Here is a 20,798-nt window from a genome sequence, read left to right on the forward strand (position 1 = left end):
CTGGATGTCGTCGTTCCGCTCCGACCGGACATCACGAAGAGGCGGGCGACCAGAAGGGTCGGCCGCCTCTTCGCTTCGGCTCGCGTCAGGCTGCGGCGGCGTCCGTGTAGATGGCCGCGACGCGCTTGCCGTGCTCGGCCGCTGCCTCGTGCGCCCGAGCGCGGTGCTCCTTTGCGAGATCCACCAGGTGGGCCATCGCCGGAGTGTGCTCCGCCAGGGTCAGTTCGGTCTCGATGATCTCGGTCTCATAGCCGAAGACATCGCGGAAGATCCGCACCAGCCAGGGGGTGCCGTGGTCCCAGCCGTAGCGCGGAGTTCCCTCCGAGTAGCCGCCGCCGCGCGAGGCGACGAGCAGCGCGGTCTTGCCCGCACCCGGCTGCGTGCCGGGGGCGAAGCGAGAGTCGGTGATGAGGATGTCCAACCATGCCTTGGTGTGCTGCGAGACGCCGAAGTTGTAGAACGGCGCGCCGATGATCAGCACGTCCGCGGCGGCTGCCTCATCCGCCAGAGTCCGCGCGTAGGCGACGGCGTCGACCTGCTCGGCCGTGCGCTGCTCCTCGGGCACGAACCCGGCGTTCGCGGCGAGGCTCCATGCGGTCGGGGGCACCGGATCCGCGGCGAGGTCGCGGCGGGTGACCGAGGCCACGTCGCCGAGCTCGGAGGTGAGGGTCTCGAGCAGGGTGTCCGACAGTGCGCGGCTGACCGAGGCCTCGCCGCGGATGGAGGCGTCGAGGCGGAAGATGCGGGTCATGGTGGGTTCGCTTTCTCTTGTTCTGGGTGGGGATCTGAAGGTGTCTTCGGCGGCTCAGCCGGCGTCGACGTTGAGCGCGAAGTCGAAGTTGCCGAGGCCGTTCTGCGCCAGGCCGATCAGCAGCGAGCCGGTCGCTTCGAGATTGCGTGCCATCGCCAGTCCGCCGACGTCGAGGGGACGCAGGCCGAGGGTCGCGATGAACTCCGAGACGCGCTGCTTGGCGGCGGCATCGTCAGAGGCCACGAACGTGTCACGGCTTCCGCCCCGGGCCAGCACCTGGCCGACCACGGTGTTGAACGCCTTCACGACGGTCGTCCCGGCAGGCAGCAGCCTGCTGAGCTCCTGAGCGCCGGAGCTCCCGTCGGGGGTGACCAGAACCCCGGGCTCGGGGGAGTACGGGTTGGTGATGTCGATGATCACCTTTCCGGCGAGTGCGTCGCCGTACGCGTCGACGACCGGTGCGGCGACGGAGTACGGTACGGCCAGGACGACGAGATCTCCGGTCGGCACGGTGCCGTGCGCGCCGATGGTCGCGTTGATCCCTAACTGGTCCGCGAACGCCTCGGCGCTTGCGGTGCTGCGGCTGAGGACCTGGATGGTGTGCCCGGCCGCGGAGGCGCGTCCGGCGATCGCGGCGGCCATGCCGCCGGTTCCGATGATAGTGATGCTGCTCATGCCGATCTCCTTCTGGGTGGGGTGTTCAACGTGCGGGGAAGTAGTTGCCGTTGTCGAGGCCGTCGAACAGGCCTGGCTCAAGCGGCTCCCAGCCGAGGTCGCGACGGGTGATGAGGTTGGATGCCGGATAGCTGTTCGTGACGATGTTGGCGAGGAACCCGAAGTAGCCGGGCACCATCAGCTCGTCGAGCGGAATGCTCAGCGCGGGGACGCCGGTGCGCTCGCCGATGGCCTCGGCCAGTGAGCGCAGCGGAACCTCACCATCGGCGACCGCGTGCCAGTACCTGCCCGCTTCGCCCTTCTCGAGCGCCAGTCGGTAGATGCGGGCGACGTCGCGGATGTGGATCGCGTTCCAGAGGTTCGAGCCGTCTCCGGGATAGCCTGCGAAGCCCTTCTCCTTCGCGAGCGCGATCAACGTCGGCAGGAAGCCGTGCTGATCGACGGTGCTGTGCGCGATGTTCGCCATCCGCACGACCGAGGAGCGCACGCCCTGCTCGGCGAAGCCGATCACGGTGGACTCCACGGTGTTGCGCATCCGCAGCGTTCCGCTGTGCTCGTCGTCGGCGGGCAGTGCCGCGTCGGCCTCCGTCGCCGCGCGCCCCAGGTGCCCGGGGGAGCCGATGCTGCCGGCCGCGACCAAGGGCTTGCCGGTGCCTGCGAGGGCATCGCGGTAGGCGTTCATGACCTCGATCTCCGCGGCGGCCACGGCATCCATCCCGCCTACGGGCAGCAGGTCCTGGCGGTGGGCGACGTGGATGACGCCATCGGACTCGGATGCGGCCTGCCGGAGATCGTCGAGGTCGCGAAGGTCGCCACGGCGGGCCGTGGCGCCGAGCGCGGTGACAGCCGCTGCGCCCTCGTCGGATCGGACGAGGCCGGTGACCTGGTGGCCGGCGGAGAGGAGTTCGGGGATGATGTGCGAACCGGAATGGCCGGTGCCGCCAGTGACGAGTACATGCATACCGGACTAAACGGACTATCCCCCGTTTATTATTCCGCCTACTCTGAATCCGTGAGCATCTCCCTTCTGCCGCCCGGCGGCTCCCGCCCCAAACGGGCGGATGCGGTGCGCAATCACCAGCGGCTGATCGCCGCCGCGCAGGAGGTGCTCGCCGAGCACGGGCCGGCCGGGATCACGATGGACGGGCTCGCCGAGCGCACCGGACTCGGCAAGGGCACGGTCGTGCGCGCCTTCGGCTCCCGGGCAGGGATCTTCCGCGACCTGCTCGGCACTGACGAGCTCGCATTCCAGGAGCGCGTCATGCGGGGGGAGCCTCCATTGGGTCCGGGTACGGGTCCGGTTGAACGCCTGATCGCATACGGTCGTGCGCGCTACGCGCACCTGGTCGATCACCTGCAGGTCATGCGCGAGACGCTCGAGCCGGGCAGCGAGGTGCCCGCCTCGGGGGTGCAGTTCACTCAGATCCACATCCGGATGCTGCTCGCACAAGCGCATATCGGCGTCGAGGATCTCGACAACCTGGCGGTTCAGCTCACGCTGGCGCTGGAGGGTCCGCTGCTCCTCGCGCTGCACGCTCCGCCGCCGGCGACGGCGCGCAACGTCGGCTTGTTCGAGGACAGCTGGCAGACGCTCATCGAGCGGGTCTGCACGCGTCCTGCATCCGAGAGCTGAGCGCGGCGATCAGATCGACAGCACTCCCGCGACCGAGGTCAGCGCGCCCGGCAGCAGTCGGTAGTACGCCCAGGTGCCGCGCTTGGAGCGCGACAGGAACCCGGCTTCGGTGAGCACCTTCAGGTGATGCGAGACCGTGGGCTGCGAGAGTCCGACGGGTTCGATCAGGTCGCACACGCAGGCCTCCTGCCCCTCCGACGACGCGACGATGGACAGCAGTCGAAGTCGTGCGGGATCGGCGAGGGCCTTCAGGGTGATCGAGAGCTGTTCGGCATCCGCCTGCGTGAGCGGCTCCTTCGCCAGTGGAGCGCAGCACGCCTCACCGCTCGGAGCGGTGACGTCGGTGACCTCGAGCATCGTGACCATGCATCGATGATAGTCGATATTGACAAGCATCGATATATGTGTCGATACTGAATATCGACGTTCATCGATATGTGCCGGGAGGCCAGTATGACTCTGCTCGATCTGACGCCCCGTTCGGTCCTGACCGATCGCCTCGCGACGCTGCCCGTGGTGATCATCGGCGCCGGTCCCATCGGACTTGCCGCGGCGGCGAACCTGGCCGAGCGGGGCATCGACTTCGTGGTGCTGGAAGCCGGCGACCGGCCGGCATCCTCGGTGCGCCTGTGGGGGCACACCCGACTGTTCTCGCCCTGGCGGCACCTGATCGATCCCGCATCCAGACGTCTTCTGGACGCGGCCGGGTGGGTTCCACCGCTCGATGAGGGCCGCGCGCCGAGCGGCCAGGAGCTGGTCGACGAATACCTGCAGCCGCTCGCCGAGCTCGACGCGATCCGCACCCGCATCCGATACGGCACTCGTGTGACGGCGGTGGCCCGCCAGGGCATGGATCGCACCCGCACCGCAGGCCGGGAGGCGACGCCGTTCCTGCTGCGCGTCACGACGGATGCCGGAGAAGTGAAGGAGATGACCGGTCGGGCGGTGATCGACGCCTCCGGTACCTACACGACCCCCAATCCGTTGGCCTCGTCCGGGCTGGCGCCGATCGGTGACGCCGTCGATCGCATCCTGCACGCGCTGCCCGACGTTATGGGCGCCGACCGTGCGAAGTTCTCGGGCCGCCACACCACCGTCGTGGGTGCCGGGCACTCCGCGGCGAACACCTTGATCGCGCTGGCAGAGCTGGCGAGGACCGAGCCGGGTACCCGCGTGACCTGGTTGATCCGCAACGCATCCGCCGTGCGCGTGTCCTCCTCGGCCGACGACGAGCTGGCCGACCGTGCGCGTCTCGGCTCGCGCGTCGATCAGCTCGTGGAAGCCGGTGTCATCGAGAAGGTCGACTCCTTCGAGATCGTCGCCGTCGAGCGCCGGGATGGCGGCATCCGACTCCGCGGCACGCGGCGAGGCGAGCCGGCCGCCCACGACACGGATCTGGTCGTGGGGGCGACGGGCTTCCGGCCGGATGTGGACATGCTCCGAGAGATCCGGGTGCAGCTGGACGACATCGTCGAGGCGCCGGTCCGGCTGGCCCCGCTGATCGATCCGAACGTGCACTCCTGCGGAACCGTCGCCCCGCACGGATTCGACGAACTGCGGCATCCCGAGTCCGGGTTCTTCCTGGTGGGGATGAAGTCCTACGGTCGTGCGCCGACGTTCCTGCTCGCCACCGGATACGAGCAGGTCCGGTCGGTGGTCGCCTGGCTGGACGGCGACATGCGCGCCGCGACGGAGGTTCGGCTCACGCTCCCGGCGACCGGAGTGTGCTCCACGGACTCCGGCGGATGCTGCTGAGGATGCCTGCCCGCGCCGCTCACAGGAAGCGGGCCTCGCGGGTCGTCGTGCGGATCCGGTAGAGGCTCGCCGTCGCCGCGATGAAGAGCTCGTCACCGTCGTCTCCGCCGAAGCACAGGTTGGCGACGACTTCGGGAACCGGGATGAAGAGCAGCTCTTCGCCGCTGGAGGAGTAGACGTGCACGCCGTCGCCCGCGGACGACCACACGCGGCCATCGACGTCGACGGCGATGCCGTCGGAGAGGCCGACCTCGATGGAGGCGAAGTGGCGTCCGCCGCTCGCGGTGGCGCCGTGCACGTCGTAGGCGCGGATCCAGTGCCCGGGTCCGTCGTCGAGAGCCGCTGCGGTGTCGGAGACGTACACCGTCGTCCCGTCCGGGGAGAAGGCGATGCCGTTGGGGCGGACGATGTCGTCGATGACGGAGGTGAGGCCGTCTGCCTCGGACCATCGGAACACCCGGCAGTCGCCGTATTCGCGCTCGCCGGGATGGCCCTCCCGGGGCTGCCGGATGCCGTAGTCGGGGTCGGTGAACCAGAACGAGCCGTCGGGCGCGAGGGCCACGTCGTTCGGGGAGTTGAGGCGATGCTCGCCCCAGTGCGCGACGAGCTCGGTGAGCTCGCCCTCGGCCGACTCCCGCTCGAGGCGTCGGCGGCCGTGCGAGCACTGCACGACGCTGCCGTCGCGGTCCCGCATCCGCCCGTTCGTGAACTCGACCTCGGAGCGGTGCACGGATGTCTCGCCGGTCGCCGCATCCCACCGCATGATCCGGTTGCCGGGGATGTCGCTCCAGCGCACGACCCGTTCCTCCGGAATCCACAGCGGACCCTCGTTCCACGTGCCGCCGGTCGCCAACTGCTCCAGCGTCGACCCCTCGGCGATCAATCCGTGTTCCATTCGCCCGAGCCTGGCGGCTGTCGCGGAGGGAGTCAAGCCGGGGTCACCCCTCGACTCGGGCCACCGGCGTGGCGCGCGGCGCGCGCAGCTCGAGACGCTGACCCCACATGGTGCCGATGAGGACGAGCACCACGCCGACGATCCCCGCCGGGCCGAGGTGATCGCCGGCGATGGTCACGCCGATCAGCGCGGCCCACACGGGCTCGGTGCCCAGCAGCAGGCTGACGCGAGTAGGAGAAGTGCGGCGCACCGCCCACATCTGGATGAAGAACGGGAACACCGTGCAGACGATCACGAGATAGGCCATCCACACCGTCAGGCCCGGACCCAGTGCCAGCGCGTAGGTCCAGCTCGGCACGCCCCACACGCTGGACAGCGCGAGGAAGACGATCGCGCAGGTGAGCATCTGGACGAAGGTGAGCGAGAGAGAGTCGATCCCGCGCCCGCTGGACAGCCGGTGCATGGCGGTCACGTGCACGGCGCGCGCGAACGCGGCTACCAGGATGAGGAGGTCGCCCACCCCGAAGCCGGTGAAGCCACCGCCCGTCGCCAGGAAGTACACGCCGGCGACCGCGAGCAGGCCTGCGAAGTAGAAGAGCGCTCCGAGTCGCCGCCGGATCACGGCGGATTCGAGCGCTGGCGTGATGATGATCGTCAGGCTGATGATCACGCCCGCGTTGGTGGCGCTGGTCATCGCGATGCCGAAAGTCTCGAAGATGAACACCGTCGACAGCAGGATGCCGAGGATCGCACCCACACGCAGTGCCGTGCGGCTGAGTCGGGTGCGCAGGATCAACAGCAGCGCGCCGAGCACGAGTGCGGTGGCGGACATGCGCACCGCGAGCATCGCGAGCACCGTGTCGTCGGACACCAGCACCTTCGCGACCAGGTACGTCGAGCCCCACGCGACCGCGACGGCGAGCAGCAGGACGTCTGCGATCCACGGCCGTGCCGGCTTCGTCGGCTCAGTCAACGGGTTGATACGCACCCTTGATCACGAAGTAGGAACCGCGGATGGTGCCGGCGAGCTTCGACTTCTGCCGGGCGAACTTGAAGGCGCCGAGCTCCTCCGGGATCTCCATGCCGTCGGACAGCTTGAAGCCCACGGCGCGCTTGCCGCCCTCGGCCAGCTCGTAGAGCACGTTGATCGCCAGGCCGGATTCGTAGAACACGTATGCCCAGCGGATGCCGGGAACCGGCGGCTCCGCGACTTCGAGGGCGGGGGAGGAGACGACGATGCCGCGCTCGTCGGCCAGGATCTTCGTGACCCAGGCCAGCGTGTCCGTGCCCTCGGCGGGCTCGGTCGTGAACTCGATCTCGTACTTGTTGTGGAAGTAACGCGCCTCGTTGGCGCGGAGCCCGGCGAGCGCTTCGACGACAGGTGAGGACTCGAGCCCGACGGTGGACACGTTCTTGAAATCGACGACATACGGCATGAGGAAAAGCTATACCGTCGGAGGTTCTGAATCGGAGGGACTGACGGGAATCGAACCCGCGCTATCTGCTTGGGAAGCAGGTAGCGGCCGCTCTGGGGCCCGCGGAATCACGGGTCACTCCCCGGTGCCTCTACCGCGGCTTACCCCCGGTTAGTGGCACGTACCGCCCCCTAATGGCACGAATCTGGCACGACCAGAGCCCGCTGACAGGCCCCGGAGGTCCTGCCCTCGCGGGGGTGACGGGTGTGGATAGCGCGCACGCTGGAGCGTTCCGATATGGGGTTGCGCATGGTTCGCTGGCGAGCACGATGAAGGGGCGGCCCCGCCCACCGAACTGTGAACCGCGGGACCGCCCCAGTCTGTGGGGTGGACTACGCCTCGGAGAGCGCCAGGTCCTCCAGTAGGAGCGGGATGCCGCCCTGGGAGCCGGGCACGTCGATGTGCACCCGGTCCCCATCCATGAGAAGCCGGTAGGCGTCCGGGTCCGCACGGTGCAGGAGCGACAGTGCCTCCTGGCTGGCCTCCCCGTGCTCCGCGAGGTCCGAGAGAACCGCACGCCATGCCGCGGGCTCAGCGGCCGTGCGCTCCTCCTCAGCGATGGCGAGGGCCGCCGGGTCCACCTGGGTGAGGCGGTCCCAGATCAGGCCCTCATAGGCGGCGAGGAGCCGGTCCCGGTCATCGTGCACCAGCAGGTGCGGCATGACCTCCAGGTCGTCCAGGATCGCGGCCAGGCGGGTGCGGTCCGCGCGGGCGATCACGTCCTGAAGGCGCATGCCCGGCTCACGCTCGAAGCCCTGAGAGGGGTCCTGACCGGCGTAGACGAGTGCGCGGACCTTCTCCCGCTCCCGGGCAAGCGTGGCGTGATCGTCCGCCGTCTTCGGGCGGAGCGTGTCCAGCACGGGCCCGCGGTCCGGCGTCGTCGGCTCCGCGGGGATCGCGGCGCGCACGGTCGCGCGGATGCGGTCAACGTCCGCGCGCTGGCGGACCCGAGTGCCCTCCGGCGTCAGGTGCGGGTCGCGGAGGGTAGCGGCCGCGGCGAGGGCGCGGCGGCCCTCGACGTACACGGTGATGCGGTCGGTGGCGGTCATGGTCATGCTCCGTTCTTCTGGTGGTTCCCGCGGGTGCGGGCGTTGAGTTCCGCCTGGAGGCGGACGGTTTCGGTGCGGCGGGCGGCGGCCTCCGCGTGCACCGCGGCGACGTACTCGCGCACGGCGGCCGCGTGCTGGGGCGGGATGGCGTCGAGCGCGGCGCGGAAGGCGGTCATCCCGTCGCGCTGGCGGTCCCGCGCGGTGCTCAGGGTCGTGGGGCGGGGTGCGGCGTAGACCACGGCTCAGCGCCCCTCTCCAGCCTCGGGCGTCCGGTGGTGGCCGGACGGCGTGCTGAGGCGCTGACGGGCCGCTGATGGCCGCCGAGCGGCACGTGCGCTCGCCGCGGTCACGGCTGGCCGTCCATCCCGAGCACCAGCCGGTCGAGGAGCGCCCCGACCTGCTCGAATCCGCCCGGCTTCGCGCCGTCCAGGCCGAGGTAGCGGGCGCGGCGTTCCATGATCTTCAGCACACGGTCCACCGCGTAGCCGTCCCCGGCGAGCGCCAGGCGCATCTGCGGCACCAGGATCGCGTCCAGGCGTGCCAGTTCGAGGGCGCGGATGGCCTCCGCCTCCTCCTCGGGGATGCGCTGGACCTCCTCCCGAATCCACCGCTGGACCGTCTTGGGGTGCACGTCCATCCGCTGGGCGATGGTGGCCATGTCCACCCCGGTGCGGTGCAGGATGAACGCCTCAGCGCGGCGGGTCAGCCGGTCCAGGCGCTTCGCACGGCGGCGCGGCCGCGGGGAGTCCCCGAGGGCGTACTCCTCCAGGTCCACGTCGGCGGGCAGGGCGGGCACCGGGGCGACGGGCAGAGCCGCGACCTCCTCGTGCGGGATGGTGCTGTAGGCGGCGCTCATGCCGTCTCCTCTCGGTAGGTGGCCCACGGGCCGGAGTGATCGCCGGTCCACACGTGGCCGTGCGCGGCGAGGAGGTTGTGCAGTCGGTCGTCTTCCACGAGGTCATCGCCGCCGGGCTGGTCGGCACGGGAGCGGAGCCCGGCCCAGGTGGTGATGCGCTTTCGGCGGGCGTCGGCGGGGAGGGTGTCCAGGTAGGCCAGTTCGGCGGGCAGGTGCGCCAGCACGTCTACGGAGTCACAGCGGCCAGCGATGACCTCCAGGGCATCCGTCACGTTCTGCCGTTGGGCATCCGTCATGGGGGATGCGCCGCGCGCCAGCGTGGTGTTACACGTCAGTGAATTGGTAGTGGTTGGTAGTGGCACCCCGGTCAGACCGGGGTGCATTACGTCCGAAACCGGGGTGCATTCCGCCCCAGACCGGGGTGCATTCCTGACCCCATCCGCGGAGTTATCCACAGCGCCAGCGGTGAATGGACCTCGGTCAGACCGGGGTGCATTGCTCTGGAGTACGGCCAGCGCATACTCCGCGCTTCGGCCCCGATGCGGCTTCGCCACCAGGCGGATGAGCCCCCGGCGGGACAGGCCCGCGATCACCCTGTCAGTGGCGCTCTGAGCGGCCTTCGTGCCTGGGACCTTGCCAAGGGCGCGCGCAAGCCTCTCGTGCCCCCACGTGTAGACCGGCGCGTCGTCCTGGACTGCCACCGCCATGTCGAGGAGCACGATGCGTTCCAGTGGGGACACGGCCACGTCGAGGAGCACGTCCTTCATGCGATCCAAGGTCACGAATCCCATCGGGTCCCTCGGCTCTGGGCGTGGTTTCGCTCGCGCACGCATCCCTTGCAGGTCCCGCGGGTATCCACGCCCCAGGCGGCCCGAGCGTGCCCTCGGGGACACCGGGTCCAGTTGCCGCCGTGGTCGTGCTGGGAGTTGTGCCGCGAGCACGTCGCGGAGTAGTCGTCCAGGTGGATGCTGAAGCGCACCTTCTTGCCGTGGGAGTTCACGCCGATGTGCGTGGGGTGGCCGATGAGGGCCCAGCCGGTGGCAGGACGGTCACACTCGGGGTGCGCGCACTTCCGGCCCCGGGCCCGGCCGCGGGCGCGGTTCAGCGCCTTGTGCACGCCGTCATACGTGCGAGCCCGTGTCGTGTGCTCGTCCCCGTGGAGCGGCATCTCAGGCCTCGCCGTCGATGAATGCAAGGAACGCGGCCGTGCTGATGCGGATGGCCTTGCCGAACCGCTGAACGGGGAGCGCGCCGTTGGCCACCATCTTGTAGACGTTGCTGGGGTGGCACTCCAGGAGGGTCGCCACGTCCGGGACCTTCAGGAACGCGGGCGGGTTCTCGCGGATGCGTGCCAGGGTGGCGGCGCTGGCGCTCGGTGCTGTGGTGGAAGTCATCAGGAGGTCCTTTCGGGTTAGCGGTGGCTAGCCCAGGTCCTTCCTGGATGGCGGTCGCGTCGTCGGTGGCGCTTCCCTGTGGGACATGACGGTAACACGGGGTATGCTGGCGTTGCAAACACAAAACCCCAGGCCAGACATCAAATTGGTGACAGTGTGTCACCACCTGGCCCGGACGGAGGAAACATGGCAGAGCGGCGGCAGAAGGCCAATCGACAGGCGTTCGGGAGCGTCCGGCAACTCCCCTCCGGCAGGTGGCAAGCCCGCTACCCAGACCCCGCCGGGCGGCCCATGAACGCGCCCACCACCTTCCCCACGAAGCGCGAAGCCCAGGACCACATCGCCGGAGTCCGCGCGGACCGCATGCGCGGCACCTACCGGGACCACCGCGCCGGGCTCCAGCCCTTCGGCCCCTACGCCACGGAGTGGGCGGCCAACGGCGGCACCCGCGGGCGGCTCGCCGCGAAGACCCAGGTGCTCTACGAGGACCTGCTCGCCGGGCCCCTCGCCGGGCTCCACGACCGCGCCCTGTCCGCCATCACCCCCGCGGACGTGCGCGCCTGGTACACCCGCACCCGGAAGACGCTCCAGAAGGCCGTGAAGAACCGCCCCGGTGCCACCGGAGAGGCCCGCCTCCGCCAGGCGTACAGCCTCCTCCGCACCATCCTCAACGCCGCCGTCAAGGACCGGCTCATCAGCGAGAATCCTTGCCAGATCGAGGGGGCCGGGCAGGTCAACGACCCCGAGCGCCCGTACCTCTCGCCGGAGCACCTGGCCACCATCGTGGAGGCCATGCCGGAGAAGTGGCACCTGCCCATCCGGGTGGCCTACGGCGCGCATCTCCGCGTCGGGGAGTTGGAAGCGCTCCAGCGGGGCGACTACGCGAACGGGGCCCTACGGGTGGAGCGCCAGCGCATCTACGTCCGCGGGCAGGGCACCATCACGCCCACGAAGACGGGGGAGGCGCGCACCGTGGTGCTCCCGCCCAGCATCGCCGCGGAGGTTGAGGCCTACCTGGCCAGCACGACAGGATTCCCCAAGTCGCCGCTGTTCCCCCGCCGGGACGGCCAGGCCATCACCAGCAACGCCCTCGGGCACGCCTGGCGGAAAGCGGCCCGCGGCGTCGGCCTGGGACAGTTCCACGTGCACGACCTCCGGCACGCCAGCCTCACCGCGGCCGCCCAGGCCGGTGGCACCACGCGGGAACTCATGGCCCGCGCCGGGCACCGCACCGCACGCGCGGCGCTCATCTACCAGCACGCCGCGGAGGAGCGGAGCGCGGTCCTCGCGGCGGCCATGGATGCCCTGCCTGGAGGGGCGATTTCGCGCACTACTGGCACGTCTATGGCACGGCCGGGCCTGGAGGCGGTCCTCCGGCTGGAACTTACGGCCGATGGAAACCCGCTGTGACCTGGGGATAATGCGGTGGAGGGACTGACGGGAATCGAACCCGCGCTATCTGCTTGGGAAGCAGAAGTTCTGCCATTGAACTACAGTCCCGCACGCCTCACGGCGCCTGGCCAGCATAACAAACCCGACACGGGGGTGTGGCACCACGGTGCCACTCCTCACGAGCACGTTCATCCTGCAGGCGGACGCGCCCCGTGCACCCGCGCCCGTAGCGTCGAAGACATGATCACAGCAGAAGGCCTCGGCAAGAGGTACGGAGACAAGCTCGCGGTGGATGACGTGTCGTTCACGGTGCGCCCGGGGAGCGTCACCGGCTTCCTCGGCCCCAACGGGGCAGGCAAGTCGACCACGATGCGCATGATCGTCGGGCTCGACCGCCCCACGACCGGTCGCGTCACCGTGAACGGCAGCGAGTACAGCAGGCTGGGCGCGCCGCTGAACGAGGTGGGGGTGCTGCTCGACGCGAAGGCCGTGCACACCGGCCGCAGCGCGCGCAACCACCTGCGCGCGATGGCCGCGACCCACGGCATCCCGACCTCCCGCGTCGATGAGGTCATCGACATCACCGGCATCGGATCGGTCGCCCGCAAGCGCGCCGGCGGATTCTCGCTCGGCATGGGGCAGCGGCTCGGCATCGCCGCGGCCCTGCTCGGCGACCCGCACACGCTCATCCTCGACGAGCCGGTCAACGGCCTCGACCCCGAGGGCGTCCGCTGGGTGCGCCAGTTCGTGCGCCACGTGGCATCCGAGGGCCGCACGGTGCTCCTCTCCAGCCACCTGATGAGCGAGATGGCGCAGACCGCCGACCATGTCATCGTCCTCGGACGCGGCAAGGTGCTCGCCGACGCCGCGCTGCCCGACCTCGTGCGCGCGTGGACCACCGAGCGCGTGCACGTGCGCAGCCCGCGCGCCGCAGAACTGGCATCCGCCGTCGCCGGGCGCGACGTCGAGGTCGTCACCAGCAGCCCCGAGACCCTCGACATCTCCGGCCTGCCTGCCTCCCGCATCGGCGACCTCGCCTTCGAGCGCGGCATCCCGATCCACGAGCTCACCCCCACCAGCGGGTCGCTCGAAGACGCCTACCTCGCCCTCACCGGCGAGTCCGTCGAATACCGCACCCGCGCCGTCCCCAACGACGGCGCCCAGCTCGAAGGAGCAGTCGCATGACCGCGATCCAGGCACGCGCCACCCACATCCCCGCGACGAGCTTGCGTCCGACGTTCGTCCGCCAGCTCCGCAGCGAGCTCATCAAGCTGATGACCGTCCGCGGCACATGGTGGTCGGTCGCCATCGTCGCGGCTCTGACCATCGGGATCGCGTTCATCGTGGCATCCGCGATCACCCCGCCGGTCGACAACATCGTCATGGCGGTCATCATGCCGGTGCAGTTCACGATGATGCTCGCCGGCATCCTCGGCGTGATCTCGGTCACCGGCGAATACTCCACCGGCATGATCCGTTCCACCTTCACCGCGAACCCCGTGCGCGGCCTGGTGGTCGCCGCGAAGGCGACCGTGCTGGCCGCGTTCATGTTCGTCGTCTCCCTCGTCATCTTCGTCATCGCCGCCGTGGGCATCTCGCCTCTGGCCGCGTCCAAGGACATGGCGCTGGACTGGGCCGACCCCCAGAGGGTGATCCTGCCGATCCTCGCCGCATCCGCCGCGATGGCGCTGTTCGCCCTCCTCGGCGTCGGCATCGGCTTCCTGCTGCGCTCCGGGGCAGGCGCGATCGCCGTCACCGTCGGCATCATCTTCGTTCTGCCTGTGATCGTCAGCCTGCTCGGCGCCCTCCTTCACGACGTCCAGTGGATCGCCGAGCTCGGCGACTACCTGCCCTCCGCGGCCGCGCAGTACGCGATCCTCCCGCAGGACGGTGCACCGGTCAGCACGCCGATCGCCTGGGTCACGCTCGCCGCCTGGCCCGCCGCCGCCCTGCTGGGCGCGTGGGCCGTGGTGCGCGGACGGGACGTGTGACCCTTCGACAAGCTCAGGGACCCACGCCGTAGCGTCATGGACCCACGCCGTAGAGTCGTCACCGTGTCCAGATCGCACAGCCGCAGCTCCGCCGTCCTCCGGGACGACGGGCTGCGGCTGCCGCGTCCGCCGGGCATCATCCGGCAGTTCTGGGCCCGGCATCCGCGCTTCGCCGACATCCTGGTCGCGCTGATCTGCCTGGCCCTGTCGGTCGGATCCAGCGCCGCGCCCTACTCGGATGCGGCGACGATCCCGCCGGCGGGAGCGATCGTGATCGCCGTCGCTCTCATCGCCTCCGCCGTGCTGCTGGTGTGGCGTCGGCGCTGGCCGGTCGCGGTCCTGGTCGCTGCGATCGTCGCCGACGTGCTGCTGCTGGTCATCACGCGATCCTCGGGCGGCCCCGCCTTCGCCCTCGCCCTGTACACACTCGCCGTCCACCGCTCCCCGAGGTCCAGCTGGATCGGCCTCGGGGCCGGAGTGGCGATCACCGGAGGCCTCGCCCTCGCCTGGTTCGGACTCGGCGGGCTCACCCTGCAGGCGGCGCTCAACACGGTGCTCGCCGTGAGCATCCCCGGACTCATCGGTGCGCTGATCGGCATCAACATCGGCAACCGCAAGCGCTACATCGACGCGGTCATCGCCCGCTCGCGGCAGCTGCTCGTGGAACGCGACCAGCAGGGTCAGCTCGCCGCAGCCGCCGAGCGCGACCGCATCGCACGCGAGATGCACGACATCGTCTCGCACTCGCTGACAGTGGTCGTCGCGCTTTCGGAGGGTGCCGCGGCGACGTCGGATCGGGACCGTGCGAGGGATGCATCGATGGCGGCCGCTCAGACCGCCCGCGATGCGCTCACCGAGATGCGCTCCATGCTGGGGGTGCTGCGCGACGGCGATGCGGATGCCCCGCTCGCGCCACTGGATGCGACGAACCCCGCCGACACGGTCGCGACCGCTCAGCGCGCCGGCTTCCCGGTCTCGCTCGCCACGCGTGGAGAGGTGGATGCCGCACCGGCACTGCGCTTCGCGATCGGACGCATCATTCAGGAGGGCGTCACGAACGCGATCCGGCACGCGCCGATGGCGAGCACGATCGACGTGCGGATCGATCATGATGCGGATCCGATCGTGATCGAGATCGTCAACGACGGCGCCTCCCGCCCGGTGTCCGACGCCGGCTTCGGTCTGCGGGGCCTCGCCGAGCGCGCCGCGCTGCTCGGCGGCGTCGTCGTCTCGGCTCCGGCGGGAGAAGCGCGATGGATGCTGCGCGCCGAGCTGCCGCACCCGACCGGACTCCCCGCTGCCCCGCAACCGACCGCCAAGGAGACCGACCGATGACCGATCCCATCCGCGTGCTGCTGGTCGATGACCAGTCGCTCATCCGCATCGGCTTCCGCCTCGTGCTCGAGGCCGAGCCCGACATCGTGATCGTCGGCGAGGCCGGCGACGGTGCCGAGGCGATCGCGCAGACCGCGACGCTGCATCCGGATGTCGTGCTGATGGACGTGCGGATGCCGGGAATCGACGGCATCGCCGCCACCGAGCAGATCGTGCGGCAGCATCCGCAGGTTCGGGTGCTCGTGCTCACCACCTTCGACCTGGACGAGTACGCGTTCGGTGCGATCCGGGCCGGTGCGAGTGGCTTCCTGCTGAAGGATGCACAGCGGCAGGAGCTCGTCGCTGCCGTGCGCGCCGTGCATCGCGGCGACGGGGCGCTCGCCCCGCGCGCCACCCGTGCGCTGCTCGATCACCTGGCGACCCAGCCGGCCGACGCCGTGCCGGGGGCCGCCGGTGCCACGGCATCCGATCCGCTCACCGACCTCACCGACCGAGAGCGCGACGTGTTCCGCGCGATCGCACAGGGCCTGAGCAACAGCGAGATCGCGGCAGGCTTCTTCCTCAGCGAGTCGACCGTGAAGACGCATGTCGGCCGGGTGCTCGCCAAGCTCGGCGCCCGCGACCGCGTGCACATCGTGATCCTCGCCTACCAGTGGGGACTCGCGGACCCCGCCTGAGCCGGGTCCCCTCGCCCGCCGGGTCCCTCTGCCGGCCGGGTCCCTCCGCCCGCCGGGTCCCATCGCTCCGCGCCGTGTCCCACAAGTGGTGGGTGCAGCCGGTCCGGACCCGCCACTACTGGGACACGACTCCGACCGTGTCACAGAGGTGAAGGGTGCGGATGCCGGGGACCCGGCGGGCGGAGGGACATGCCTGGGACCATGACAGGGACCGGGCCCGGCTGATCAGTCCCGTGCGGGCAGGATCAGCGAGAAGGTCGTGGTCGTGTCGCCGTCGAGCAGCAGATGTCCGCCGAGCGATTCGGCGAGCTCCGCCGCCAGTGCCAGCCCGATGCCCTCGCCGGATGTGGTGCTGCGCTGCTCGGGCCGACGCTGGAACACCGCATTGCCGCTCGGCCGCGGGCCCTCGTCGGAGACCTGCACAGTGACGTAGTCCGTGCGACGCGTCCCGGTGATGGTCACCGTGCCGCGACCGTGGGCGAGCGCGTTGTGCAGCAGCACGTCCAGGATCTGGGAGGCCGCCGTCGCCGCCGATCCGAGGCCGGCATCGACCTTCTCGACACGGATGGTTCTGCCCGCGGATGTCGCCTGCGCACTCCAGCGCTCGGCTGCGGCGCGGATCGCACCATCGAGCGGCTCGGTCGCTACGCTTCCCGGCGCCTCGCCGCGCGCCAGCTGCAGCAGCTGGCTGATGGCATCCGCCAGACGATCGATCTCGGTCAGCGCGTGCCCGAGCTGCTCCCCGACCTTCGGCGGGGTCTCGGGCCAGAGCGAGAGGTCCTCCAGCTCGAGGCGCAATGCAGTGATCGGGGTGCGCAGCTGGTGCGACGCGTTGGCGGCGAACTCGTGCTCACGCCGGATGCGATGCTCGAGTGTTTCCGCGCTCTCGCGCAGAGCCTCGTCGATCGCGCGAGCCTCGGGAATCGTCATCCGCTCGCGCTCAGGGTGCAGGCCGCCGCGTCCCAACTCGCGGGCGGTCTCCGCCAGACGCACGAACGGTCGGGACAGTGCGCGGGCGAGCAGGATCGCGGCGATCACCGACCCGATCAGCAGTGCGATGCCGAGCAGGACGACGGGCAGGACCGCAGTCACGATCCGCTGCGTGAGCGAGGCGCTGGAGCGGGTCAACGTGACGCTCCCACCGCCGACCAACTGCTCGGTGGCGTGCGCGTCCTCTGCCGCCGGCTCTCCGACGACCAGTTTCTCGCCGTCGGCACTGATGTAGGTGACGCTCTCACCCGGGCCGAGCAGCGGCTGCAGGAACTCCTCGGTGACCGGGACCGCCTGCCCGCGCTCGGTGACCACCGCGGCCAGCAGCCCCGCGAGCCGGCCGACCTGCTGAGTCTGGGCGGCCTGCACCATCTCGGCGACCATGAACGCGCGCGGGATGCCATACAGGGCGATGATCGTCACCGCGAGGGTGACGAAGGCGACGATCAGTCGCTTACGCATCCGCCATGCCCTTGTCGGACGCTGCACCCTTGTCGGACGCTGAGCCCTTGTCGGAGGCCGTGCCGCTGTCAGGCGTCGAGCCCTCGTCGAGCCGGAAGCCCACTCCGCGCAGCGTGGTGATCCGCACGTCCGCCCCGGATTCCTCGAGCTTCTGCCTCAGGCGGGCCATGGTGACGTCCAGCGTCTTGGTGGATCCGAACCAGTTCTCGTCCCAGACCTCGTCCATCAGCCGCTCCCGTGTGACCACGGAGCCGCGGCGCAGGTCGAGCTGGGCGAGCAGGTCGAACTCCTTCGTGCTCAGCGGCAGTTCGCGTCCGCCGGTGAGCGCGCGGCGCGAGTCGACATCGACGACGAGGGTGCGCTCGGCGGCCGGCGCTGCGGAATGCGCGGCGGATACCTCGGCGCGGGCCGTGGCGGCCGCACCGGCGCTGCGGCGCAGCAGTGCCCGCATCCGAGCGAGCAGCTCGGCCAGGGCGAACGGCTTGGCGATGTAGTCGTCGGCGCCGACGTCGAGTCCGACCACGCGGTCCAGCTCGCCGTCGCGGGCGGTGAGGATGATGATGCCCCCGGAGAAGTCCTGCTCGCGCAGCCTCCGGCACACGTCGAGGCCGTCCATGTCGGGCAGACCCAGATCCAGCACGACCAGATCGACGTCGTCGCCGGCACGCTCGAGCGCCGCGGCACCTGCGGCCACCCGCTCCACATCGTACCCCTCGCGGTCGAGGGTGCGCAGCAGCGGCACCGCGATGCCGTCGTCGTCTTCCACAACCAGGATTCGTCGCCCCACGTGGTCGAGGCTATCAACGTCTTCCTCATCCGATATACCGGGTCGCGTCATCAGAATTCCCTGTCCAGGGCGCCGGTCTCCGAGACGGGTGCCGTCGAGCACGCCGTGCCCGAGAGGTCGGTGGCCGATCCTGACGGGGACCAGACCATGGTGTTGGTGGTGGTCGCGGTGCGCAGCGCCCCGCCGCTGATCAGTGTTCCGACGGTGACGGTGACGACCGTGACTGGTGCGCCGTTCACGGTGGTGGTGGTCGCGACCATCGTGGCGTTGGTGGTGGAGCTCTTGCCGGACTTCACGTAGTCGCCGCGCAGATTGACCGAGCCCAGGCGCACCGAGGTGCTCCCCGCCAGCAGGTCGACGGTGTCGCCGGCGCTGCCGGTTCCCAGCAGGCCGCCGTCGCGCAGGCGCAGGGTCGTCGCGGTCGCGGTGCCGTTCCACCCGGCGAGGATGCTGTTGGTCGACATGGTCTTGCTGAAGGTGAAGGTGATCCGGTCGCCGGTGTCGAGGCGTCCGGCGATACCGGTGGTGTTCGCCGTCTGCACGTCCAGGCCGCGCACCGGCGTGTTGTCGATGCGGCGGCCGCTCACGACGGCCGAGACGGTCTGCTTGCCCGTGCCGTCGAGGAGCACGGCCCGGAGGTCGTACAGTCCGTCGACGACGGTCGTGGTGTTCCAGCCGCAGGTGTAGGGGGATTGGGTCGGCGTGCAGATCGTGGCCCAGCCGCTCGTGCCGGAAGGCGCGTACTGGACGGTGACCGAGGTCACTCCGGCGGTGGAGTTCGCGACCGCCGTGATCGTCGACGTGCCGGCCAGGTAGGCGCCCGGGTCCTCGACCGAGACCGACGAGATCGTGTTGTCGACCATCCGGTTCGCGACGATCGCCGAGGTGGTGCTGTTGCCGGCGAGGTCGGCGGCGATCGCGCGGAAGGAGTAGGCGCCGCGTGCGAGGACGGTGGTGTTGAAGCGGCACGAGAACGGCGCCTGGGTCGACGTGCAGATCGTGGTCCAGGTGGAGGTGCCGTTGGGTGCGTACTGCAGGGTGACCGTGGCGATGCCGGAGTCGGCGTCGGATGCCGTCGCACTGAGCGTCACCGTGCCGCTGAGCGGCGTGCTCGGGTCCGTCATCACGACGGTCGGTGCGACGTTGTCGATGATGACGTCGGTGAGGACCGGCGAGTAGACGACGGTCGCCGGGTTCAGCACGGGGCTGGCCACCGCCCGCAGGTCGTACCCGCCGCTGGCGACGGAGGTGGTCATCCAGGTCGAGGAGCAGGATGCCGAGCCCAGCAGGTTCAGGCAGCCGGGCAGGCTCTTCCAGCTTCCGGTGCCGGCGACCGAGTACTCGAAGCGTACGGAGTACAACCCGAGCAGGTTCGCGTTGTGCAGGGTGGCCCCGAGCGCGACGGTGCCGCGCAGCACCTCGCCGGGATCGGTCAGCGTCACACCGAAGGCGTTGCTGACCGTTGTGCGCACGGTCGCCGAGGTGGTGGAGTAGCCCGCGCGGTCGACGGCGACCGCGCGCAGGTCGTACGACCCGTCGGCGACGGCGGTGGTGTTCCAGGTGCAGCGGTACGGGGCGGTGGTGCTCGTGCACAGCGTGGTCCAGGTGCCGGCGCCGGTCGCCTGCATCTGCAGCATCACGCTCGCCACGCCGGTCTCGGCATCGGCGGCGTTCGCGGTGATGGTGACCGAGCCCTTGAGGGCCGTGCCGGGGTCGACGACGTCGACCGTCGGGGGCGTCCAGTCGGCGGCGGCGGATGCGGTGCTCGACACGTTCGACGACTGCGCGGTGTACATGGCGGAGGAGAACTGCGTGCCGTTGAGAGCGGAGACGGCGATGAGCAGGCAGGCCAGCGCGGCCAGTGCCGTGTTGCGCAGCGTGGTGCCGATCATCGCGATCCCCCTTCTTCCGGTGTCGTACTCATCACGGTATGAGGGGGCCGGTTACAGCCGTCCCACAGCCGCACATCAATGGGGCCACAGTTCCTGCCCCTCGCAGGAACTGTGGCCCCGGTCCCGGCCCCAGTCCGAGTCGGTGGTGGTCAGTCGGTCAGATGCTGATCGAGGCGGTGACCACGGTCGGGGTGACGGGCGCGACGGCATCCGCTGTCCTGTCGGGACGCAGCGCCCGCACGAAGTCGCGCAGGAATAGCAGGGCGATCACGGCGGAGGGGATGCCGATGGCCAGGATCCGCACGATCGGCATGGAGAGGCCGATGAACACCCAACCGAGGATCGGAACCCAGCCGACAGCGCGGGGCTGAGTCGCCGAGGTGAGGGTGAAGGTCCACGGGTCCGCGCTCGCGTTGGCATCGCCCTTGGTGTGGAACACCCGGGCTCCGCCGGTCGAGTCGTCTGCGGTGATCGACAGGATGCGGTGAGTCACCAGTTCGGTCACGCCCGAGTCCTGCGGGGGCAGGTAGGTGATGATGTCGCCGACCTTCAGATCGGCGACCGGCACCTCGCGCTCGAAGACGAGGCTTCCGCGCTCGAAGGTGCCGGACATCGAACCGCCGGTGATGACGTAGCGGTCCATGCCGAGCAGGCCGGGGACGAGCATGAGCGCCACGATCGCCGTAGCGATGACGGCCACGATCGTGACCAGGGTGCTGCCGATTCTGCGTGTCGTGCGCGTGGTGCTCATGCTCGTCTCCTCTCCGGTCTCGGGTGACCGGGCTCAGC

23 protein-coding genes and 1 tRNA gene are annotated in these 20,798 nt (G+C 70.1%); 7 read left to right on the forward strand and 17 right to left on the reverse strand.

The features are described 5' to 3' along the window. Positions 1–85 precede the first annotated feature (85 nt). Genes QF046_RS12305 through QF046_RS12315 form a run of 3 tightly spaced genes read right to left on the reverse strand, consistent with a single transcriptional unit; the run spans position 86 to position 2,387 of the window. Positions 86–751, reverse strand: a complete 666-nt coding sequence (locus QF046_RS12305) for an FMN-dependent NADH-azoreductase (protein WP_307370186.1) — start codon at positions 749–751, stop codon at positions 86–88. Between the two features lie 54 nt (positions 752–805). Beyond that, positions 806–1,426 carry an NADPH-dependent F420 reductase gene (locus tag QF046_RS12310; protein ID WP_307370189.1) on the reverse strand — a complete coding sequence of 207 codons (621 nt, stop codon included), beginning with the start codon at positions 1,424–1,426 and terminating at the stop codon, positions 806–808. A 25-nt stretch (positions 1,427–1,451) separates the two neighbouring features. Beyond that, positions 1,452–2,387 carry an SDR family oxidoreductase gene (locus QF046_RS12315; protein WP_307370191.1) on the reverse strand — a complete coding sequence of 312 codons (936 nt, stop codon included), beginning with the start codon at positions 2,385–2,387 and terminating at the stop codon, positions 1,452–1,454. Positions 2,388–2,438: 51 nt separating this feature from the next. Between QF046_RS12315 and QF046_RS12320 the strand changes: the two genes are divergently transcribed. Continuing rightward, positions 2,439–3,059: a TetR/AcrR family transcriptional regulator gene (locus QF046_RS12320; protein WP_307370193.1), complete on the forward strand. Its 621-nt coding sequence runs from the start codon at positions 2,439–2,441 to the stop codon at positions 3,057–3,059. Positions 3,060–3,068: 9 nt separating this feature from the next. Here QF046_RS12320 and QF046_RS12325 read toward each other — a convergent pair whose 3' ends face one another. Next, positions 3,069–3,425: a metalloregulator ArsR/SmtB family transcription factor gene (locus QF046_RS12325; RefSeq protein WP_307370194.1), complete on the reverse strand. Its 357-nt coding sequence runs from the start codon at positions 3,423–3,425 to the stop codon at positions 3,069–3,071. A gap of 87 nt (positions 3,426–3,512) precedes the next feature. Between QF046_RS12325 and QF046_RS12330 the strand changes: the two genes are divergently transcribed. After that, positions 3,513–4,814 (forward strand): FAD-dependent oxidoreductase, encoded by a 1,302-nt coding sequence (locus QF046_RS12330; protein WP_307370196.1) that lies wholly within the window; start codon positions 3,513–3,515, stop codon positions 4,812–4,814. A gap of 19 nt (positions 4,815–4,833) precedes the next feature. Here QF046_RS12330 and QF046_RS12335 read toward each other — a convergent pair whose 3' ends face one another. The 8 genes from QF046_RS12335 to QF046_RS12370 form a co-directional block, all read right to left on the reverse strand. Further along, positions 4,834–5,709, reverse strand: coding sequence for an SMP-30/gluconolactonase/LRE family protein (locus QF046_RS12335; protein ID WP_307370199.1), 876 nt, complete (start codon positions 5,707–5,709; stop codon positions 4,834–4,836). A gap of 43 nt (positions 5,710–5,752) precedes the next feature. After that, entirely contained in the window at positions 5,753–6,682 is a 930-nt protein-coding gene (locus QF046_RS12340; RefSeq protein ID WP_307370202.1) for a DMT family transporter, read from the reverse strand. Beyond that, positions 6,675–7,145 (reverse strand): phage tail protein, encoded by a 471-nt coding sequence (locus QF046_RS12345; protein WP_307370205.1) that lies wholly within the window; start codon positions 7,143–7,145, stop codon positions 6,675–6,677. The genes QF046_RS12340 and QF046_RS12345 overlap by 8 nt, the downstream gene beginning before the upstream one ends. 371 nt (positions 7,146–7,516) lie before the next feature. After that, entirely contained in the window at positions 7,517–8,239 is a 723-nt protein-coding gene (locus QF046_RS12350; protein WP_307370208.1) for a hypothetical protein, read from the reverse strand. After that, complete coding sequence (locus QF046_RS12355; protein ID WP_307370211.1) at positions 8,236–8,472, reverse strand: hypothetical protein; 237 nt, start codon at positions 8,470–8,472, stop codon at positions 8,236–8,238. Before QF046_RS12355 ends, QF046_RS12350 begins: the two co-directional genes overlap by 4 nt. A 107-nt stretch (positions 8,473–8,579) precedes the next feature. Then, the gene (locus tag QF046_RS12360; protein WP_307370213.1) at positions 8,580–9,089 is read right to left on the reverse strand and encodes a transposase family protein; all 510 of its coding nucleotides are present in this window, start codon (positions 9,087–9,089) and stop codon (positions 8,580–8,582) included. Beyond that, positions 9,086–9,385: a hypothetical protein gene (locus QF046_RS12365; protein ID WP_307370215.1), complete on the reverse strand. Its 300-nt coding sequence runs from the start codon at positions 9,383–9,385 to the stop codon at positions 9,086–9,088. Before QF046_RS12365 ends, QF046_RS12360 begins: the two co-directional genes overlap by 4 nt. A gap of 873 nt (positions 9,386–10,258) precedes the next feature. Beyond that, positions 10,259–10,483 carry a helix-turn-helix domain-containing protein gene (locus QF046_RS12370; protein ID WP_307370216.1) on the reverse strand — a complete coding sequence of 75 codons (225 nt, stop codon included), beginning with the start codon at positions 10,481–10,483 and terminating at the stop codon, positions 10,259–10,261. A gap of 291 nt (positions 10,484–10,774) precedes the next feature. Between QF046_RS12370 and QF046_RS12375 the strand changes: the two genes are divergently transcribed. Then, a complete protein-coding gene (locus tag QF046_RS12375; RefSeq protein WP_307370218.1) occupies positions 10,775–11,893 on the forward strand; it encodes a tyrosine-type recombinase/integrase in 1,119 nt (372 codons plus the stop codon). Positions 11,894–11,909: 16 nt separating this feature from the next. Here the strand turns inward: QF046_RS12375 and QF046_RS12380 are convergent. Then, a tRNA-Gly gene (locus QF046_RS12380) sits at positions 11,910–11,983 on the reverse strand. A 132-nt stretch (positions 11,984–12,115) separates the two neighbouring features. Between QF046_RS12380 and QF046_RS12385 the strand changes: the two genes are divergently transcribed. The 4 genes from QF046_RS12385 (at position 12,116) to QF046_RS12400 (ending at position 15,878) form a co-directional block, all read left to right on the forward strand. Continuing rightward, complete coding sequence (locus tag QF046_RS12385) at positions 12,116–13,060, forward strand: ABC transporter ATP-binding protein (RefSeq protein ID WP_307370220.1); 945 nt, start codon at positions 12,116–12,118, stop codon at positions 13,058–13,060. After that, on the forward strand, positions 13,057–13,866 hold the full coding sequence (locus tag QF046_RS12390; protein WP_307370222.1) for an ABC transporter permease: 810 nt from the start codon (positions 13,057–13,059) through the stop codon (positions 13,864–13,866). The genes QF046_RS12385 and QF046_RS12390 overlap by 4 nt, the downstream gene beginning before the upstream one ends. A 63-nt stretch (positions 13,867–13,929) precedes the next feature. Then, a complete protein-coding gene (locus tag QF046_RS12395; RefSeq protein WP_307370224.1) occupies positions 13,930–15,201 on the forward strand; it encodes a sensor histidine kinase in 1,272 nt (423 codons plus the stop codon). Next, positions 15,198–15,878 (forward strand): response regulator transcription factor, encoded by a 681-nt coding sequence (locus QF046_RS12400; protein ID WP_307370226.1) that lies wholly within the window; start codon positions 15,198–15,200, stop codon positions 15,876–15,878. Before QF046_RS12395 ends, QF046_RS12400 begins: the two co-directional genes overlap by 4 nt. Positions 15,879–16,103: 225 nt before the next feature. On the opposite strand, the gene QF046_RS12405 is transcribed toward QF046_RS12400, so the two are convergent. The 4 genes from QF046_RS12405 to QF046_RS12420 form a co-directional block, all read right to left on the reverse strand. Beyond that, positions 16,104–17,330 (reverse strand): sensor histidine kinase KdpD, encoded by a 1,227-nt coding sequence (locus QF046_RS12405; RefSeq protein WP_307370228.1) that lies wholly within the window; start codon positions 17,328–17,330, stop codon positions 16,104–16,106. After that, positions 17,323–18,117 (reverse strand): response regulator transcription factor, encoded by a 795-nt coding sequence (locus QF046_RS12410; RefSeq protein WP_307370232.1) that lies wholly within the window; start codon positions 18,115–18,117, stop codon positions 17,323–17,325. The genes QF046_RS12405 and QF046_RS12410 overlap by 8 nt, the downstream gene beginning before the upstream one ends. Before the next feature lie 50 nt (positions 18,118–18,167). Continuing rightward, positions 18,168–20,009 carry an Ig-like domain-containing protein gene (locus tag QF046_RS12415; RefSeq protein WP_307370236.1) on the reverse strand — a complete coding sequence of 614 codons (1,842 nt, stop codon included), beginning with the start codon at positions 20,007–20,009 and terminating at the stop codon, positions 18,168–18,170. 157 nt (positions 20,010–20,166) lie between these two features. Continuing rightward, the gene (locus QF046_RS12420) at positions 20,167–20,760 is read right to left on the reverse strand and encodes a signal peptidase I (RefSeq protein WP_307370238.1); all 594 of its coding nucleotides are present in this window, start codon (positions 20,758–20,760) and stop codon (positions 20,167–20,169) included. Between the last annotated feature and the right edge of the window lie 38 nt (positions 20,761–20,798).

It is taken from the genome of Microbacterium sp. W4I4, assembly GCF_030816235.1.
In the GTDB taxonomy this organism is placed as follows: domain Bacteria; phylum Actinomycetota; class Actinomycetes; order Actinomycetales; family Microbacteriaceae; genus Microbacterium.

Bases quoted from the DNA above. Each gene is read 5' to 3' on its own strand.
- QF046_RS12305 (WP_307370186.1), bottom strand. From the start codon at position 751: ATGACCCGCATCTTCCGCCTCGACGCCTCCATCCGCGGCGAGGCCTCG.
- QF046_RS12330 (WP_307370196.1), top strand. From the start codon at position 3,513: ATGACTCTGCTCGATCTGACGCCCCGTTCGGTCCTGACCGATCGCCTC.
- QF046_RS12335 (WP_307370199.1), bottom strand. From the start codon at position 5,709: ATGGAACACGGATTGATCGCCGAGGGGTCGACGCTGGAGCAGTTGGCG.
- QF046_RS12415 (WP_307370236.1), bottom strand. From the start codon at position 20,009: ATGATCGGCACCACGCTGCGCAACACGGCACTGGCCGCGCTGGCCTGC.
- QF046_RS12365 (WP_307370215.1), bottom strand. From the start codon at position 9,385: ATGACGGATGCCCAACGGCAGAACGTGACGGATGCCCTGGAGGTCATC.
- QF046_RS12310 (WP_307370189.1), bottom strand. From the start codon at position 1,426: ATGAGCAGCATCACTATCATCGGAACCGGCGGCATGGCCGCCGCGATC.
- QF046_RS12390 (WP_307370222.1), top strand. From the start codon at position 13,057: ATGACCGCGATCCAGGCACGCGCCACCCACATCCCCGCGACGAGCTTG.
- QF046_RS12315 (WP_307370191.1), bottom strand. From the start codon at position 2,387: ATGCATGTACTCGTCACTGGCGGCACCGGCCATTCCGGTTCGCACATC.
- QF046_RS12400 (WP_307370226.1), top strand. From the start codon at position 15,198: ATGACCGATCCCATCCGCGTGCTGCTGGTCGATGACCAGTCGCTCATC.
- QF046_RS12405 (WP_307370228.1), bottom strand. From the start codon at position 17,330: ATGCGTAAGCGACTGATCGTCGCCTTCGTCACCCTCGCGGTGACGATC.
- QF046_RS12360 (WP_307370213.1), bottom strand. From the start codon at position 9,089: ATGAGCGCCGCCTACAGCACCATCCCGCACGAGGAGGTCGCGGCTCTG.
- QF046_RS12375 (WP_307370218.1), top strand. From the start codon at position 10,775: ATGAACGCGCCCACCACCTTCCCCACGAAGCGCGAAGCCCAGGACCAC.
- QF046_RS12350 (WP_307370208.1), bottom strand. From the start codon at position 8,239: ATGACCATGACCGCCACCGACCGCATCACCGTGTACGTCGAGGGCCGC.
- QF046_RS12420 (WP_307370238.1), bottom strand. From the start codon at position 20,760: ATGAGCACCACGCGCACGACACGCAGAATCGGCAGCACCCTGGTCACG.
- QF046_RS12385 (WP_307370220.1), top strand. From the start codon at position 12,116: ATGATCACAGCAGAAGGCCTCGGCAAGAGGTACGGAGACAAGCTCGCG.
- QF046_RS12345 (WP_307370205.1), bottom strand. From the start codon at position 7,145: ATGCCGTATGTCGTCGATTTCAAGAACGTGTCCACCGTCGGGCTCGAG.
- QF046_RS12370 (WP_307370216.1), bottom strand. From the start codon at position 10,483: ATGACTTCCACCACAGCACCGAGCGCCAGCGCCGCCACCCTGGCACGC.
- QF046_RS12325 (WP_307370194.1), bottom strand. From the start codon at position 3,425: ATGGTCACGATGCTCGAGGTCACCGACGTCACCGCTCCGAGCGGTGAG.